At 73.9% G+C, this 15,885-nt stretch carries 15 protein-coding genes and 1 pseudogene; 7 read left to right on the forward strand and 9 right to left on the reverse strand.

The features are described 5' to 3' along the window. Positions 1 to 28 precede the first annotated feature (28 nt). Together AC230_RS19815 and AC230_RS19820 are read left to right on the forward strand one after the other, a co-directional pair. A pseudogene (locus tag AC230_RS19815) lies at positions 29 to 1,044 on the forward strand (ABC transporter permease). Positions 1,045 to 1,194: 150 nt separating this feature from the next. Next, positions 1,195 to 1,491: a DUF1330 domain-containing protein gene (locus tag AC230_RS19820; RefSeq protein ID WP_049717648.1), complete on the forward strand. Its 297-nt coding sequence runs from the start codon at positions 1,195 to 1,197 to the stop codon at positions 1,489 to 1,491. Between the two features lie 420 nt (positions 1,492 to 1,911). On the opposite strand, the gene AC230_RS30395 is transcribed toward AC230_RS19820, so the two are convergent. The 3 genes from AC230_RS30395 to AC230_RS19830 form a co-directional block, all read right to left on the reverse strand. Next, entirely contained in the window at positions 1,912 to 2,742 is an 831-nt protein-coding gene (locus AC230_RS30395) for a helix-turn-helix transcriptional regulator (RefSeq protein ID WP_206743351.1), read from the reverse strand. Positions 2,743 to 3,030: 288 nt separating this feature from the next. After that, entirely contained in the window at positions 3,031 to 3,453 is a 423-nt protein-coding gene (locus AC230_RS33105; RefSeq protein WP_198535570.1) for a hypothetical protein, read from the reverse strand. Then, entirely contained in the window at positions 3,432 to 4,403 is a 972-nt protein-coding gene (locus tag AC230_RS19830) for an MFS transporter (RefSeq protein ID WP_198535571.1), read from the reverse strand. The genes AC230_RS33105 and AC230_RS19830 overlap by 22 nt, the downstream gene beginning before the upstream one ends. Before the next feature lie 237 nt (positions 4,404 to 4,640). On the opposite strand from AC230_RS19830, the gene AC230_RS19835 reads away from it, so the two are divergent. The 3 genes from AC230_RS19835 (at position 4,641) to AC230_RS19845 (ending at position 7,594) form a co-directional block, all read left to right on the forward strand. Further along, entirely contained in the window at positions 4,641 to 5,483 is an 843-nt protein-coding gene (locus AC230_RS19835; RefSeq protein ID WP_049717649.1) for a helix-turn-helix transcriptional regulator, read from the forward strand. 66 nt (positions 5,484 to 5,549) lie between these two features. Beyond that, a complete protein-coding gene (locus AC230_RS19840) occupies positions 5,550 to 6,614 on the forward strand; it encodes a chitinase (protein WP_049717650.1) in 1,065 nt (354 codons plus the stop codon). 113 nt (positions 6,615 to 6,727) lie between these two features. After that, positions 6,728 to 7,594, forward strand: a complete 867-nt coding sequence (locus AC230_RS19845; RefSeq protein WP_049717651.1) for an SAM-dependent methyltransferase — start codon at positions 6,728 to 6,730, stop codon at positions 7,592 to 7,594. A 107-nt stretch (positions 7,595 to 7,701) separates the two neighbouring features. Here AC230_RS19845 and AC230_RS19850 read toward each other — a convergent pair whose 3' ends face one another. Beyond that, positions 7,702 to 8,640, reverse strand: a complete 939-nt coding sequence (locus AC230_RS19850; RefSeq protein WP_049717652.1) for an aminoglycoside phosphotransferase family protein — start codon at positions 8,638 to 8,640, stop codon at positions 7,702 to 7,704. Positions 8,641 to 8,750: 110 nt separating this feature from the next. After that, on the reverse strand, positions 8,751 to 10,325 hold the full coding sequence (locus AC230_RS19855) for a mycolysin (protein WP_078871405.1): 1,575 nt from the start codon (positions 10,323 to 10,325) through the stop codon (positions 8,751 to 8,753). A gap of 179 nt (positions 10,326 to 10,504) precedes the next feature. On the opposite strand from AC230_RS19855, the gene AC230_RS19860 reads away from it, so the two are divergent. After that, on the forward strand, positions 10,505 to 10,723 hold the full coding sequence (locus AC230_RS19860; protein WP_049717654.1) for a hypothetical protein: 219 nt from the start codon (positions 10,505 to 10,507) through the stop codon (positions 10,721 to 10,723). Positions 10,724 to 10,797: 74 nt separating this feature from the next. Here the strand turns inward: AC230_RS19860 and AC230_RS19865 are convergent, their stop codons facing one another. Beyond that, positions 10,798 to 12,027 carry a GNAT family N-acetyltransferase gene (locus AC230_RS19865; RefSeq protein WP_049717655.1) on the reverse strand — a complete coding sequence of 410 codons (1,230 nt, stop codon included), beginning with the start codon at positions 12,025 to 12,027 and terminating at the stop codon, positions 10,798 to 10,800. Between the two features lie 142 nt (positions 12,028 to 12,169). Between AC230_RS19865 and AC230_RS19870 the strand changes: the two genes are divergently transcribed. Continuing rightward, a complete protein-coding gene (locus AC230_RS19870) occupies positions 12,170 to 12,679 on the forward strand; it encodes a GNAT family N-acetyltransferase (protein WP_049717656.1) in 510 nt (169 codons plus the stop codon). A 174-nt stretch (positions 12,680 to 12,853) separates the two neighbouring features. Here AC230_RS19870 and AC230_RS19875 read toward each other — a convergent pair whose 3' ends face one another. The 3 genes from AC230_RS19875 to AC230_RS19885 are packed head-to-tail and all read right to left on the reverse strand — an operon-like array spanning position 12,854 to position 15,869. Further along, positions 12,854 to 13,975 carry a FecCD family ABC transporter permease gene (locus AC230_RS19875; RefSeq protein WP_422125609.1) on the reverse strand — a complete coding sequence of 374 codons (1,122 nt, stop codon included), beginning with the start codon at positions 13,973 to 13,975 and terminating at the stop codon, positions 12,854 to 12,856. Further along, the gene (locus tag AC230_RS19880; RefSeq protein WP_049717657.1) at positions 13,972 to 15,039 is read right to left on the reverse strand and encodes a FecCD family ABC transporter permease; all 1,068 of its coding nucleotides are present in this window, start codon (positions 15,037 to 15,039) and stop codon (positions 13,972 to 13,974) included. The genes AC230_RS19875 and AC230_RS19880 overlap by 4 nt, the downstream gene beginning before the upstream one ends. Continuing rightward, on the reverse strand, positions 15,036 to 15,869 hold the full coding sequence (locus AC230_RS19885) for a siderophore-interacting protein (protein ID WP_049717658.1): 834 nt from the start codon (positions 15,867 to 15,869) through the stop codon (positions 15,036 to 15,038). Before AC230_RS19885 ends, AC230_RS19880 begins: the two co-directional genes overlap by 4 nt. Positions 15,870 to 15,885 lie beyond the last annotated feature (16 nt).

A 15,885-nucleotide genomic window follows, 5' to 3' on the forward strand; every position in this document is an offset into this window, starting at 1 on the left:
GCGCGCCCGGCGCGCTTACGGTGGCCGCATGGCGACGGAGGAGCACGACGGCCCTTGGAACCGGTTCCTCCGCTCCCCGTTCCTGCCGGCGACGGTCATCGTCCTCATCGCCACGGCGGCGGCCGGGCTGTTCGCCGGTTCCTACACCTACGCGATGGCCAACCCGACCCCGCACCGCATCCCCACCGCGATCTCCGGAGTACCGACCTCCGAGGTGAAACGGGTCGCGTTCGTCCAGGGCATGGAACGGGCCCTGGACACCTCCCTCGCACTGCGCCACTACGACAGCTACGCGGCCGCCCGCGAGGCCGTGGAACAGCAGGAGGTGTACGCCATCCTCCACCCCGGGCGCAACGGCGCGGCGCTGGACATCTCGGGCGCCTCGGGCGCCACCGTCGCCCAACTCCTCGCGGAGACGGCCCCGAAGGTCGGCGCCAGGATCGGCGTGCCCGTCACCGTCACCGACATCAACCCGCTCCAGCGCGGCGACCCGCGCGGCCTCGCCCTCTTCTACATCACCCTCGCCGCCGTGATCGTCGGCTTCGTCGGCGCCACCCAGCTCGGCGTCAACGCCCGCGCCCTCAACCCCGCCGAGCGCATCGCCTTCACGTCCTGTACTCCGTCCTCGGCGGCTTCGCCATCTGCGCCATCGTCGACTGGGGCCTGGGCGCCCTGCGCCTGCCCTTCGCCGAGTCCTGGCTGATCCTCGGCCTGACCATGTTCACCACCGGCATGGTCTACACCATGTTCAACACCCTCTTCGGCCGCTGGGCGATGATCCCCACCTGGGGCCTGATGGTCCTCCTCGGCAACCCCTCCTCCGGCGGCGCCGTCTCCTGGCCCCTCCTCCCCTCCCCCCTCGGCGTCGTCGGCCGCTGGCTCCCTCCCGGCGCCTCCGTCAACGCCCAGCACACCGCCGTCTACTTCCGCGGCCACCAGCACCTCTTCCCCTTCGCGGTCCTCGCGGTCTGGGCCTCGGTCTCCACGACGGTCTTCTGGGTGTGGCGGCACCGGCATCCCGGCGGGCGCCCTCCGACCCCCTGACAGCCACTCGTCTCGCCGTCCACCGCCCCCGGCTGAACGACTCCTCGAACTCACCGGGCTCGTGACGGTTGCCGGGCTGGGGACGCTCGCTCCGGCCAGCCGCCGGCCGTGGCCGGGGCCGCCGTTTGACGCGCCTGGCACAATGCCGGCATGTCTGCTTACGTGATCTCCGAGGTCGATGTGCTGGACGAGGAACTGGCCGACACCTACCGGGCATTGGCGGAAGCTTCCATCCGTCGTTACGACGGTCGCTATATCGTCCGCGGTGCCGTACCCGAAGCCGTGGAGGGCACCTGGCCCTCGTCCCAGCGGGTGGTAATCGTCGAGTTCCCTGACGCGGAGCGGGCCAAGGAGTGGTACGCCTCTGCCGAGTACGCGGAGGCACTCGAGATCCGGAAGGCAGCCATGGAGCGGCGGCTTCTTCTCGTTGAGGGGGTGTCTGGGTAGCGTGACGGTCCGCGCACCTGGGGCCCGCCCGATGCAGGAGCGGCCTCGGCCTGACCATGCGCTCCGACCGAGGACACAGCAGACCGGACAGAGGTCGCGGAGAAGAGGGCTTTGGAACAGCAGGGGCGGCGGAGCGCGACACGCATAATGTCTGCGCCTCGGTGCGTACGCCTGCCGGATGGGTGGGCACGCAGTGGTGGACCGCGGGCGGCTGTGGCGGGAGCGGGCCCGACTCCGGGCAGATCAAGGAGTTGACGGGCCTGCCGGTCGGTACCCAGGTCAACGCCTGTGCCTCCACGTACCCGCCGGGCGGCTGGCCGATCCGGCAGAGCTCTTACTCGAGCAGCTGCCGGTACTCCCCGATCGCGGGCACGTCGCCCAATGCCCGGCTGATCGTCCGTACGTCCTGAGGGCGGCTGATCACTGCCAGCTCCACCACGGCGCGCCGATCAACTGCCCGGGGTGGACGGAGGTCCGGGGGCGGTCGGTCTCCCATGGGTCGGTCCACTCGGAGGTGAGGGCCCGGAAGGTGGTCGGGGTGCAGCCCGTCAGGAGGCGGAAGTCGCGGTTGAAGTGCGGCTGATCGGTGTAGCCGGACGCCGCGGCCGCGTCCGCCCACGAGGACGACGCGGTGTCGCGCATCAGGAACATGGCCCTCTGTAAGCGGGCGATGCGTGCCACGGTCTTGGGGGACAGCCCGACCTCGCTCCGGAAGCGGGTGTTCAAGTGCTGCCGCGACCAGCCCACTTCGTCCGCGAGGGCGCCGATCCGCACGTCCCCCGACCGGTCCGTCAACCGCTGCCACGCCCGCCGGACCGGCGGCGGCAGTTCCGGACCGGCGCAAATGCGGGCGCTCAGGAAGCTGTCGACCATCCGGAAACGCGCGGGCCAGTCGGGAGCCTCGGCCAGCCGTTCGGCCCACCGCCGGGCACCCGGCCCGAGGAGATCACCCAGCCCCACGCACTTGTTGGCGATCTCGGACAACGGGAGCCCGAACAGGGCCCGCGCCCCCGGTGCGGTCAGCCGCACCGTCAGGCCGTACATGCGCCCGTCCTGCTCGATCGCCATGGGCCGGTCCCTCACCCCCGTCACCGGCGAGCCCACCGAACTCCACCGCCCCGCCCGGCTGTCGGTGTCCACCCTGCGCACGTGCGGCTCGAAGTCGATGACGCACAGCACGGTCTCCAGCGCCATCACCTGCCGTACGAGCGGCCGTGTGAGCGTCCAGTCCTGCCCCGTGTAGTCGAGCACCAGCCCCGCCAGCCGCGGATGCGGTGCGCAAAAGGCCAACTCCCCCGAACCGGCTTTCCGAACACTGCCCACAGACGACCGCCCGCCCACATCGCTCCCTCGGAAGCACGGAACACACCGTTCGCTCACCGCAAATCCTACAGATGCCCGATGCCGTGTCCCCGTCCCTCTTCCCTCGTCCAGAGCGCGACGAGGCCCGCCTTCACCGGTTCGAAGGCGCAGGCGTCCATGGAGAACCCCGGTACGTCGTCGTCCTGAAGTCGGCATGCGGCCGCGCCGGGCGGCCGTCTACCGCCGGCGCCCGCCCGCCTCCCCGCCCCCCGACCGCTCCCGCACCCGCGGCCGGAGCACCCGCAGCAGAACCGTCACAGGCACCGACAGTCCCGCCAGCACGGCCACGGACACCAGGAAGCCGTGGGCGTAACCGCCCGAGGCCGCCGAGGCGCCGTAGAACGCGCCGATGCCGGCGACGCCGATCGCCTCCGAGGACTGGACGGCCGTCAGGAGGCCGCCGGAGGCGGCGCCGGTGTCGGCGGGGCTCACCCCGGCAAGGGTCAGCCCGGTCAGCGAGGTGGCGACGATGCCACCGCCGAATCCGTAGAGCAGGAGGCCGGGCAGGAGGGGGACGGCCTGGTCGGCGGGGGCGGTCGTCCCGGCGGCAAGGCAGGTGGCCAGGAGGCCGATGCCGGTCAGGGCACCGCCCCACGGCACGATCGCGGGACCGAATCGCGATTCCAGGCGTCGGTGGAGCATCGACGAGACGGAAGTCGCGACGGCCATGGGAGGAATTCCAGGGCCGACGCCAACGGCGTGAATCCCCCCGCCCGTTGCAGGTGGAAGGCCAGCAGGAAGACGAACGCGCCGTTCGTTCCGTAGAAGAACAGTGCCGTGGGCAGTCCGACGGAGAATCCGCGCTGCCTGAAGAGACGGGGCGGGAGCAGCGGCGCGCCCCCGGTCCTCGACACCCGGCGTTCCCATAGGGCGAAGAGGGCCAGAAGCAGGGCCGCGGCGAAGAGTTCGGCGATGAGCGGCGCGTTCCAGCCCCGTTCGCCGCCGACGACGACGGGGTGCAGCAGGCCGAACAGACCGGGGGCGAGCAGGAGGACTCCGCCGAGGTCCGGCCTGGCCGGCGACCGCTCCCCTCGTTCCTTGACGACGGTCGTCGCGCCGACGAGCGTGAGGAGGCAGAGGGGAACGTTCACCAGGAAGACGGCGCGCCAGCCCAGCCCCGCCACGTCCCACCTGACGAGCAGGCCGCCGGCGATCTGGCCTGCGACCGCGCCGGAGCCGATGACGGCGCCGTAGAGGCCGATGGCGCGGGACCGCTCCGCCGGGCGCGGGAAGGTGAGCTGTATCAGCGCCAGGACCTGCGGCAGCATGAGTGCCGCGGCCAGTCCCTGGAGGACCCGTGCCGCGACGAGGAGGCCCGGGTCGGGGGCCGCCGCGCACGCCACCGAGGCCAGGGCGAACGCGACGGTACCGAGGACGAAGACGCGCCGGCGTCCGAAGAGGTCGCCGAGTCGGCCGCCCGTCACGAGTCCGGCGCCGTAGGCAAGGGTGTAGGCGGCGGGCACCAGTTGGATGTCGGCGAACGATGCGTTCATCCCGCTCTGGATGGAGGGACCGGCGACGTTGACGATGAAGATGTCGAGGAATCCCATGAAGGCACCGAGCAACAGGATCCACAGCGCCGCCCATTGGGATCTGCTCGTTGCGGGGGTGACGGAATCGTTGGCGCGTCGTGCCGTATTCCGTCCCGCTTCCTGCCGCATTTCTTCGTTCGTCGACAAAGTCGCACCTCGCGATACCGAGTCACATGGAGGGGTGATGTCCTTGCGTGCCGGCGTCAGTCTCATCCGCCCCCTCGTGCGGGCCAAGTTGCCGTTTATGCTGTTGCCGTGACCACCACGACAGGAGCCCGCCGTGAGCAACGGCGTGTGGAGCTACGGGACTTCCTGCGCAGTCGCCGGGCCCGGCTGACTCCGCAGGAGGTCGGTCTGCCGGCCGGTGAGCGGCGGCGCACTCCGGGGCTTCGGCGCGAGGAGGTGGCCTCTCTGGCCGGTATCGGCCTGACGTGGTACACCTGGCTGGAGCAGGGCCGCCGGATCTCGGTGACGACGGCCGTCCTCGACGCCGTGGGCAGGGCGCTGCGGCTGGACGCGACGGACCGGGCCCACCTCTACCGGCTGGCCGGGCATGTCCCCGGTGAGCCCTCCGCGCAACGGCAGGATGTGCCGGCGGAGCTCCTGCGCCTGGTGGAGGAGTGGTTGCCGAACCCGGCCTACGTCCTCGACCGCCACTGGCGCTTCCTCTGCGGGAACCGGGCCGTGCACGCCGTCTTCGGCGAGGTCGGCAGGGGGGAGAGCTGTCTGGACGGCTTTCTGCGGGAGGAGGGCGAGACGTTCCACGGGCTGTCCGGGTGGGACGGGATGGCCGCGTCCCTCGTCGCGGAGTTCCGCGCGGACGCCGCTCGTCACCCGGACGATCCCGGGTTCGCCCGGACCGTGACGCATCTGTCGCGGCGGAGCGCGGAGTTCGCCCGGCTCTGGGCGCGGCAGGAGGTGAGGGACACGGCCCTGGGGACGAAGTCCGTCACACACCCGTCGGCCGGCCCTCTGCACTTCGAGCGGACGGCGTTCCGCGTCGCCGATCATCCGGATCTTCGCATCACGCTGCTGCTGCCCCGGCCGGGGACGGACACACGGGAGCGGCTGGGCGACGTGGTGGCCACAGCCCGTTGACGCGCTGACCGGGCAGTTGGTCCAGACCTATTGACGCCTCCCCCACCCCTCCCTACCGTCCGTCCCATGACCGGCCGAATATCGCCCCCGCTCCTCCGCCGCGCTCTGGTCTCCCTCCTCGCCCTGGTGCTGACGCTCGCGCTCGCCTCCGTCGCGCGGCCGGCGCCGCGGGACGACGTGTGTCCGGTCAAGCCGCGACCCACGGGCAAGGTGCTCCAGGGGTACTGGGAGAACTGGGACGGGGCGGCCAACGGGGTGCATCCGCCGTTCGGCTGGACGCCGATCACGGACGGGCGTATCGCGGGGCACGGGTACAACGTGCTCAACGCGGCGTTCCCGGTGATCCGTTCGGACGGGACGGTGCTGTGGGAGGACGGGATGGACGCGACCGTGAAGGTGGCGTCGCCGGCCGAGATGTGCCGGGCGAAGGCGGCGGGGGCGACGATCCTGTTGTCGATCGGGGGTGCGGCGGCGGGGATCGACCTCGGCTCCGCGGCGGTGGCGGACCGGTTCGTGGAGACGGTGGTGCCGATCCTCACCAAGTACAACTTCGACGGGATCGACATCGATCTGGAGACCGGTCTGACGGGCGGCGGCAGCATCGGGACGCTGTCCACGTCGCAGGCGAATCTCGTCCGCATCATCGACGGGGTGCTGGCGCGCATGCCCGCGGGGTTCGGGCTGACGATGGCGCCGGAGACGGCGTACGTGACCGGGGGCAGTGTGACGTACGGGTCGATCTGGGGCGCGTACCTGCCGATCGTGAAGAGGTACGCGGACAACGGCCGGCTGTGGTGGCTCAACATGCAGTACTACAACGGGAACATGTACGGCTGCTCGGGGGATTCGTACGCGGCGGGCACGGTCGAGGGGTTCGTCGCGCAGACGGACTGCCTTGACAAGGGGCTGGTCGTGCAGGGGACGACGATCCGGGTGCCGTACGACCGGCAGGTGCCGGGACTGCCGGCGCAACCGGGGGCCGGTGGCGGGTACATGGACGCCTCCCTCGTCGGCCGGTCCTGGAACCACTACGGCGGTTCGCTGAAGGGGCTGATGACCTGGTCGGTCAACTGGGACGGCGCCAGGGGCTGGACGTTCGGCGACAACGTCCGCTCCCTCCAGGGACGGTGAACATCGGCGTGTGACCGGTGGCTCGTCCCTGCCGACCCGGCCGGCCGGGGGTGCGGGACGAGTCACTAGCATGTCCGTGTCCACAGCACGTTGATCGGGCAGGGGAGGCCATCGTGGGCTCGGACCAGCAGTGGGACATCGTCACGGGGGTCGGCGTCACGGCCCTGGCGGTGGCGGCGGCCAGAGCCGTCGAGACCAGCCGGGCGGACGCGCTGATCCAGGATCCGTACGCGGTCCGGTTCGTCGAGGAGGCCCTGCCCGCCGGGCGGATGCCGACGACGGCGGCGCAGGCGGACGCCGATCCGCACGGCTACTGGCCGGGCGCGGCGACGTACCTCGCGGTGCGCACCAAGGCGTTCGACGACTACTACCAGGAAGCCGCGGCGGCGGGCGTCACGCAGGCGGTGGTGCTGGCCTCGGGGCTGGACGCCCGCGCCTTCCGGCTGCCGTGGCCGGACGGCTCGGTCGTGTACGAGGTGGACCAGCCGCTGGTGCTGGAGTTCAAGCTCCGCGTCCTGCGCGGGGCGGGGGCGGCCGCGCCCTGCGAGCACCGGCCGGTGGGCGTGGACCTGCGGGAGGACTGGCCCGCGGCCCTGGAGAAGGCGGGCTTCGACCGGTCGCGGCCGACGGCCTGGCTCGCCGAGGGGCTCCTGCCCTATCTGCCGGCCGACGCCGAGGAGAGGCTCTTCCGGGAGGTCCACCGGCTCTCCGCGCCGGGCAGCCGGCTCGGGGTGGAGGCGATCGCCTTCCCGCCGGAGGGGATGGACGAGTCCGCGACGGCCGGCAGCGTGCAGACCCTCGGTGTCGACATCACCGGCCTCATCCACACCGAGCCCCGGCCCCACCCCGCGGACCGCCTGTCGGAGCTGGGGTGGCGGACGCGCACCGTCCCGGCCGAGGAGGCGGCCGCGGGGTACGGGCGCGCGCTGAGCGACTCGTTCCGCGGGCGCGTCGAGTACGTCTTCGCCGAGCGGGCGTAGGCGTACGCCGGCGGCGGGGCACGGTCCGTCCCGTGTACCCCGCCGCAAGCGCCGTGCGGGCGTTGCCCGATGCCCGTCGTCCCCTCCCTCCCCCGGCGGGGCCGGCCCTACCTCGGGGCGAGGGGCTCGCGCGCCCGCCACCGGTCGATCAACGGGGCGAGCATGGGCCCGAGTTCGGGGACCTCGGGGACGGCCACGAGGGCCGAGACGCCGCGGAGGAGTCCGGCGCCTTCCATGAGGGCGAGGAGGTCGCGGTCGACGCGGGTGCCGCCGGCGCGTTCGTACGCCTCGACGGCGCGCGGGCCGGTGAAGGCGAGGTCCCATTCGACGGGTCCGAGGGTGACGTCCTCGAAGTCGGCGAAGCGGTGACCCGTGGCGGTGCGCAGCAGGTTGTAGGCGGGGGCGTCGCCGTGGAGGGGCTGGAGGCGGGCGTGGGGGAAGCGGGCGGGGAGGTCGGCGAGGAGGGTTTCGAGGGCGGCGTATTCGCGTTCGGCCCGGTCGAGGTCGGCGGGGGTGAGGGACTGCGGGTCGCGGCGCAGGGCGGTGAGGGCCTGGCCGATGGCGGGGACGAGGGGGGCGAGGAGGGGGAGGCCGGCGGCGCCGGGGTAGTCGGCCAGGGCGGCGTGCAACCGGGCGGTCCAGCCGGTCTGTTCGGTGAAGCGGTCCTCCAGGGCCTGCGGGTCGTCCTGGGGGAGGTCGCGCAGGGGATCGGTCTCGTCGACGTACTCCCAGAAGGTCATGGAGACGCCGTCCACCTCGGCCGGCTCGCGGGGCACGAGGGGGCTGGGACCGACGACGGGGACGCCGGTGTCGGCGAGCCAGCCGGCGACGGCCAGTTCGCGCCGTTGCTTGGCCGCCAGTTCGGCCGGGGGCGTCAGGGCCACCGTGGGGACGCGGACGACGACGGGGTCGGGCGCGAGGTGGACGAGGACGCTGAAGACGTCGTGGAGGACGCGGGGTTCGCCGGCACGCAGTCCGAGGCGGCGGCCGGCCCGGGTGGCCAGGGCGACGGCGCGTTCGGCACGGGGGCTGAGCGGATTCGTCATGGAAACGATCTTGGATGGTGGGCGGCACGCTGTCGAGCGGATATGGGGCGGGCGGAGGAAAGGGGCGTGCCGCACGGCGTGGGCCGTGCGGCACGGGCGGGCACACCGCGTCAGTACTGGATGGTGTGGTGGTAGAGGATCGTCCGGGCCTTGGCCCCGCTGTCCAGGCCGTGGGCGGGCCGGTCGGTGAGGAAGTACTCGCGGAGGGTGGACGAACGCTCGCGGGACATCATGGTGTTGCTCCGCGTCCAGCCGCCGTCGACCTGCGCCCACAGGTCGGTCAGGGCGGTGGCGACGCGGGCCTCGCAGGCGTCGCCCCAGTCCATGCCGCGGGTGGTGCGGTCGTTGGCGAGGTTCACCGAACTGCCGTTGCCCCACGTCATGGTGGTGTCCTTGAAGGTGTGGAACGCCACCGCGTCCGCGTAGCCCTCGGTCCAGCCGCAGGTGGTGGAGGAGGTGCGGTCGACGTAGTGGGGCGAGCAGTTGGTGACGTACGGCCACCAGCCGGCGTAGAGCTTGCCCATGAGGGAGTGGCCGGCCTCGTGGACGGTGGTGTGGCCGGAGTCGGGGTCGTTGTCGGCGAGGTGGACGCTGTCGTCGCTGCCCGTCCAGTAGGTGCCGTCCTGCGAGCCGGGGTACCACCGGACGGTGATGGGGGTGCAGCGGCCCTCGCGCTGGTTGCCCGTCCAGCAGTCGGTGGTGGAACCTCGGTCCCACCAGAGCTTGTTGAGGGTGTCGAAGGCGTGCCAGGCGCGGCTCTGGGCGGTGTTGGCGTAGACGTCGCCCAGGCTCCGGTGGCCGGAGACGGCGTCGAGCGCGTACGAGGTCGTCGCGTAGCGGCGGCCGGACCCGTCGACGACCGACCACATGGCGCCGGCCTGCGACTGGAACTCGGCCCAGACCTTGGCGGTGACGGCGGTGGTGGGGGTGTAGCAGAGGGTGAAGCGTCCGTCGCCGTTGCCGGTCATGCCGGTGGCGAGGCGCTGGGTGGCGGAGCCGGCGGTGGGGCGGCCCCAGAGGGTGATGGTGGCGTTGCTGACGGGCAGGTCGCGGTCGGCCTTCCCGTTCCAGGTGCCGCCTTCGGAGGACTGGAAGCGGTTGCGCAGGGTGCCGCTGACGCAGACCGGGGCGTAGCGGCCGGCGGGGGCGGCGGTCTGCGGGCGTGTGGCCGGGGCGGCCGGGCCGGCGGCGCCCGGGCGGACGGGGCGGTCGTGCCGGGTGGGGCCGCTGACGGGGGTGGCGGGGGCGCGGGTGACGGAGACGCCCTTGCGGGTGGAGCCCTTGGCCGTGCCGATGGTCAGTTCCAGCGAGGCGTGGCCGGCGCGGCGGGGGTCGGGGCGGTCGAGGTCGCTGACGTCGGCCTGGATCTGGGCGGGTCCGGCGGCGACGGCCCGGACCCCGAGTGTGATGCTGCGGGTGCCCGGGGTGAGGGCGAGGGTGCGGCCGGTGCGCTGGCCGAAGGCGTCGGCGGTGGGTGCGGCGAGGGCGGCGGCCCTGTCGGTGATGCGCAGGGCGGGCGGGAGCTGGAGGGAGAGTCCGGCGTGCGGGACGGCGGTCCGCGCGGTGACGGTGACGGTGAGGGTGCCGCGCTCGCCGACGGCGGGCAGGGCGGCGGGCGCGGTGACGCCGGCGATGCAGGCGCCGATGCCGCCGGCGGCGAGCAGGGTGGCGGCGGGTCTCGGCATCCGTATTCGGAGCATGGGCATGCCGTGCGCGTCAGCTGCGGTCCGGAGCAGAGTCGCCCGCTCCGTGATCGCCGGGCCCCGGGGCGGCGGGTCACCCGATCGGCCGCACGTGGGGGGCGGACGCCCCGGGGTGAGGAGACGGTGGCAGTGTCTGCAGACCTCCGTCAGAGGAGTTGTTCATGATCATCAAGAAACTGCACGAGGCGGGTGTGCGCAGTGACCACGCGTACACGGCCGCCGTTGCCTCGATCGGCCTGTCGTTCCTGTCGTGGACGGCGTCGATGAAGGCCGAGTCGGCCGGGACGGACCGGGCCGACCGGTGGGGCATCTTCGTCGGCGAGTGGGCGCCCACGTTCTTCGGTCTGGGGCTGGCGCTGGCCCAGTACGAGAAGGGCTGACGAGGCGGTTCCCGCCCTGCCCGTGGGCCGGCCGGTGGCCGGTCCACGGGCTGTCGCGCGCGATGGGCGCGGGCTCAGAACTCGTCCGTCGTGTGCGGCAGATACGCCGTGCGCAGCGCCTCGTCGAGGGCCGCCGCGGCGCCGGGGGTGTGTTCGGCGGCCAGGCCGGCGCGGACGAGGTGGCGCAGTTCGGTGCCGCCGAGGTAGCAGGCGGCGAGTTCGCGGACGTCGAGGGCGAGGTCGGGGGCGGCGTCGGTGGGGGTGAGGGTGGCGCCGGCGGGTCCGGCGGTGAGGCGGCGGCGGCCGGCGTTGGCGGGCAGGGTGGCGTCGGTGAGGTCGAGGACGAGGTCGCAGGGGGCGGCCCAGGAGCGGGCCTCCAGCGCGGCGGCGACGTCGACGAGGCGCAGCCAGAGGGCGGGGAACTCCTGGGTGACGCGGACCTGGTCGCGGTCGGCGGCCAGGAGGAGCAGCGGGTCGTCCAGGGGGCGGCCCCAGGCCCGCACCTTGGAGGTGAGGTCGATGGAGGCGAGGTACTGCCACAGCGCGGCGGCGGCGCCGGGGGTCTCGGCCTCGAGTTCGACGAGGTGGACGACGCCGCCGGGGGCGCCGGGCTCGTCGTCGCCGGATTCGGTGCGGTAGACGGCGTAGCCGACGGGCGGGGCGCCGATGGTGACGACGCGGGGCGGGCCGAGGTCGTCGTCGTCCTCGTCGGTCTCGGGGAGGACCCGGGTGCGCCACCAGTAGTCGTCGCGCGCGACGCGGCCGGCGCGGCGGGCGCGCTGGGCGGCGTGGAGGGGGCCGACGACGCCGGGGGCCTTCTCGGGGGCGACGAGGCGCAGGGGGAGGTCGTCGGCGGGGGCGATGCGCAGGGCGAGGGGGCGGCCGGTGTCGATCTCGACCGTGCAGCCGTGGGTGGCGGGGCCGCAGCCGAAGCGTCCGTAGATGGCGGCCTGGGAGGCCCACAGGGCGGCGAGCGGGCGGTCGTGGTCGGCGCAGCGGCGCCAGAGTTCGGCGAGCATGCCGCTGAGGATGCCGCGGCGGCGGTGGGTGGGGGCGACGGCGGCGAACGTGGCGCCGGCGCAGGGCAGTTCGCCGCCGGGGACGGAGAGGGTGAGGGGGTAGGCGCCGAGCATGCCGACGAGTTCGTCCCCGTCGTAGGCACCGATGCGGTCGCAGCGCAGGAGGTACTCGCGGTGGGCCGCGCGCCACTCGTCCTCGGGGGTCTCGTGGAAGACGATGTCGGCGAGGTCGAGGGCGCGGTCGAGGTGGGCCTTGGGGAGGGTGCGGAACTCCACGGTGGTCATAAGTGGACGCTAGACCGCCAAGTGGGGTGGCGTCATGCGCTTTTGGGGCCGGGGCACCCCGCAATCCCAAGGTCAACTTAGGCTAGGCTAACCTTATTGTCGCTCCGGGTGTCCTCCCGGGTCCCGCGAGGAAAGGTGCCCCATGACCACGGCGCTCCCCCGGCAACGGCCCTGCCCCGCCCGGGCGTTCGACGGGGTGCGGACGGCCTCGCCGGCCGACGCCGCCGCGCTCCACGCGCTGTCCGAGCCGTTCATGCGCTCGGGCGCGCTGCGCCGCCGCTCCCCCGGGCTGTACGTGGCGGCGGCCGCGCAGTTCTTCGTCGCCGAGGACGCCGATGGGGTGATGGAAGGCTGTGTGGCCCTGCGGGTCCATCCCGGCGAGGGGGCGCCGGGCGCACTGCCGGCGGTGCTGCACAACTTCTGCGTCCGGCCCGACCGCCAGCGGCGCGGCGTGGGCTCCCGGCTGCTGTCCGCCCTCCTGGCGGACGCCGCCGCGCGCTCGGTGACCGAGGTCTTCGCGGCGACGACGGGCGGCGGCGAGTCGTTCGTCCGCGCCGGGTTCCGGGAGACGGGGGCCGCGCGGGCGCCACGCGCCTGGGCGGCGGCGCTGGACCCGGCGCGCGGTTCACGGATCTTCGTCCGCGTGGTGTGAGGGGCGTCCGGCGCGGCTCGTCCACGACGGACGGAACCGCAGGGACACCGTCGCGGGGACGTATGGTCCGCACCGCGCACCCGCCGCCCCCTCCCGCCGGGTGGACACACCGACGGCCCGCCCGCGGCGCGCCCCTCCGTACGGACGCGTCGCGGGCGGGCCGCGCCGCGCGGATCAGCCCCGCCCCGCCCGCCACTGGCGCGCCAGCACCCACACCAGGTAGCAGCCGCCGACCACGCCCGTGAGGACGCCGACCGGCAACTGGGTGGGGGCCAGGACCCGTTGGGCGGCGATGTCGCTGACGGCGAGGAGCAGGGCGCCCATGACGGCCGAGGCGAGCAGGTTGGGGCCGGTGGCCCGGGTGAGGCGGCGGACGACCTGGGGGGCGACCAGGGAGACGAACGGTACGGGGCCGGCGACGGCCGTGGACAGGGCGGTGAGCGCCACGCCGACCAGGAGCGCCCGGCCCCGGGCGCGTTCGACGGCGACGCCGAGCGCGGCGGCCGCGTCCTCGCCCATCTCCAGCATGCGCAGCGGCCGTCCGAGGACGAGGGCGGCGGGGGCGAGGACGGCGAGCGAGGCCGTCATCGTCCACACGTGTTCCCAGCCGCGGCCGTTGAGGCTGCCGGTGAGCCAGACCTGGGCGCTCTGCGCGTCGGTGAAGGAGGCGCGGGCGATGAGGTAGGCGTTGGCGGAGGAGAGCAGGGCGCTGACGCCGATGCCGACGAGGACGAGCCGGTAGCCGGCCGCGCCGCGCCGCCGGGCGAGCAGGTGGACGGCGGCGCTGGTCAGGGCGCAGCCGATGACGGAGCCGACGGCGACGGAGGCGGCGCCGGCGCTCAGGACGAGGATGGCGACGAGGGCGCCGGTGGCGGAGCCGACGGTGAAGCCGATGACGTCGGGGCTGCCGAGGGGATTGCGGGCGAGGGTCTGGAAGAGGGCTCCGGGCAGGCCCATGGCGGCGCCGACGAGCAGGGCGGTCAACAGCCTCGGCAGGCGCAGTTCGTTGACGATGTAGGCGTCGCCGGGCGTGCCGCCGCCGGTGAGGACGGCGAGGACGTCGGTGACCGGGAGGGGGAAGTCGCCGGTGGTCAGGGTCCACAGGCCGACGGCGAGGGCGGCGGCGGCGAGGGCGAGGCCGACGGCGGTGGCGCGCGGGTGCCAGCGCACCGACAGGCCGGGGCCCGGCAGGCGCAGCGCGTGCAGGCGGAGCCCGGCGGCCGGGCCGGAGGACGGGTCCTCCGCCGGCCCGGGGACGCGCCCGGCGGCGGGCGCGAGCGGGGTGCGGCTGGTCACAGTTCGGCGATCCTCTTGCGGCGGACGAGGGCGATGAACAGGGGCGCTCCGAGGAACGCGGTGACGACGCCGGCCTCCATCTCGCCGTGGGTGAGCACCACGCGGCCGAGGATGTCGGCGGCGAGCAGCAGGGCGGCGGCGAGGACGGCGCTGTAGGGCATGAGCCAGCGCTGGTCGGGGCCGACCAGGAGGCGGGCGAGGTGCGGAACGGCCAGTCCCACGAAGGCGATCGGGCCGACGGCGGCCGTGGCGGCGCCGCACAGCAGGGTGACGGCGACCATGGTGGCGAGCTGGGTGCGGCCGGGGTGGGCGCCGAGGGCGCGGGCCGTGTCGTCGCCGAGGGCCAGGGCGTTGAGCGGCCGGGCGAGGAGCAGGGCGAGGACGAGTCCGGCGCCGAGGAAGGGCATGACCTGGCCCAGGAGCGAGGCGTCGACGCCGGCGAGGGTGCCGATCTGCCAGAAGCGGAACTTGTTGAGGGTGAGCGGGTCGAGCAGGATCAGCCCGTTGACGACGGCGGTGAGGACGGCCGTGACGGCGGTGCCGGCCAGGGCGAGGCGTACGGGGGTGGCTTTCTGGCGGCCGCGGGTGCCCAGCAGGTAGACGGCGGCGGAGGCGACGGCGGCGCCGAGCAGGGCGGCCCAGACGTAGCCGGTGAAGCCGGAGAGGTCGAGCAGGGAGGTGGCGCCCGCGACGGCGGCGGCCGCGCCGGCGTTGACGCCGAGCAGGCCGGGGTCGGCGAGCGGGTTGCGGGTCAGGGCCTGCATCAGGGCGCCGGAGAGGCCGAGGGCGGCGCCGACGGTGATGCCGAGCAGGCTGCGGGGCAGCCGGGAGGTACGGACGACGATCCAGTCGTCGTTGCCGGGCTCGCGGTGGAGGAGGGCGTGGACGACGTCGCCGGGGGCGATGGTCTTGGCGCCGATGCCGATGCCGAGGACGGCGAGGACGGCGACGAGGGCGAGGAGGGCCAGCAGCCCGGCGGCCCGCCGGGCGTGGGGGGCGCGCCCGGCGGGCCGCGCGGGGGCGGGGGCCGGGGCGCCGGTGGTGGCCGCGACTGTGGTGCTCACGCGTGCTCGTGCTCTTCGTCCTCGTGGTGGTCGTGGTTCTCCACGCCGCGCTTCCAGTAGCCGTCCACGTCCACCTGCTCCTTGGCCAGGCCCAGTTCACGGCGCAGGTAGCGGCGGACGGGCTTGAGGCTGGTGGCCTCGCCGGCGACCCAGGCGAACCCGAGCCCGTCGGCGGGCAGTTCGGCGGCGCGGATGGCGCGCTCGAGGAGGTCGGTGGTGCCGGCCGGGGCGGAACCGCGGTGCAGCCAGGTCATGGTGAGGTCGGTGGCGGTGCGGAACTCCTGCTCGTCCTCGGGGCCGGCGACCTCGGCGAAGGCGATGACGCGCACACCGGCGGGGAGCTTCTCCAGCCAGCGGGCGAGGGCGGGCAGGGCCGTCTCCTCGGCGGCCAGCAGGTACCAGTCGTGGACCATGGGCAGCACCTCGGAGCCGCGCGGGCCGAGGACGCCGAGGCGCATGCCGGGTTCGGCGCGCTCGGCCCAGGAGGAGGCGACGCCGCGGCCGTGCAGGACCATGTCGACGTCCAGTTCGCGGGTGTCGCGCCGGTAGTGGCGGACGGTGTAGTCGCGGGTGATGGGCTCGACCGGGGCGTCCATCCAGGTGTCGTTGACGACGACCGGCTCGACGGGCAGTTCGGCGCCGTCCTCGGCGAAGCAGAGCTTCACGTGGTCGGTGGGGGCCTGCTCGCAGAAGCCCTCCAGCTCCTCGCCGCCGAAGGTGACCCGTACCGTGGAGGGGGTGATCCGGTCGACCTTCCGGACCTCCAGGAGGCGGTACTTGAGGGGGTGGCGGACGATCCGCATGCGGGGCGGCAGCGTGTCGACGGTCATCGATCATCCCAATCCG

The sequence above is a fragment of the Streptomyces caatingaensis genome, from assembly GCF_001187435.1.
GTDB classification, from domain to species: domain Bacteria; phylum Actinomycetota; class Actinomycetes; order Streptomycetales; family Streptomycetaceae; genus Streptomyces; species Streptomyces caatingaensis.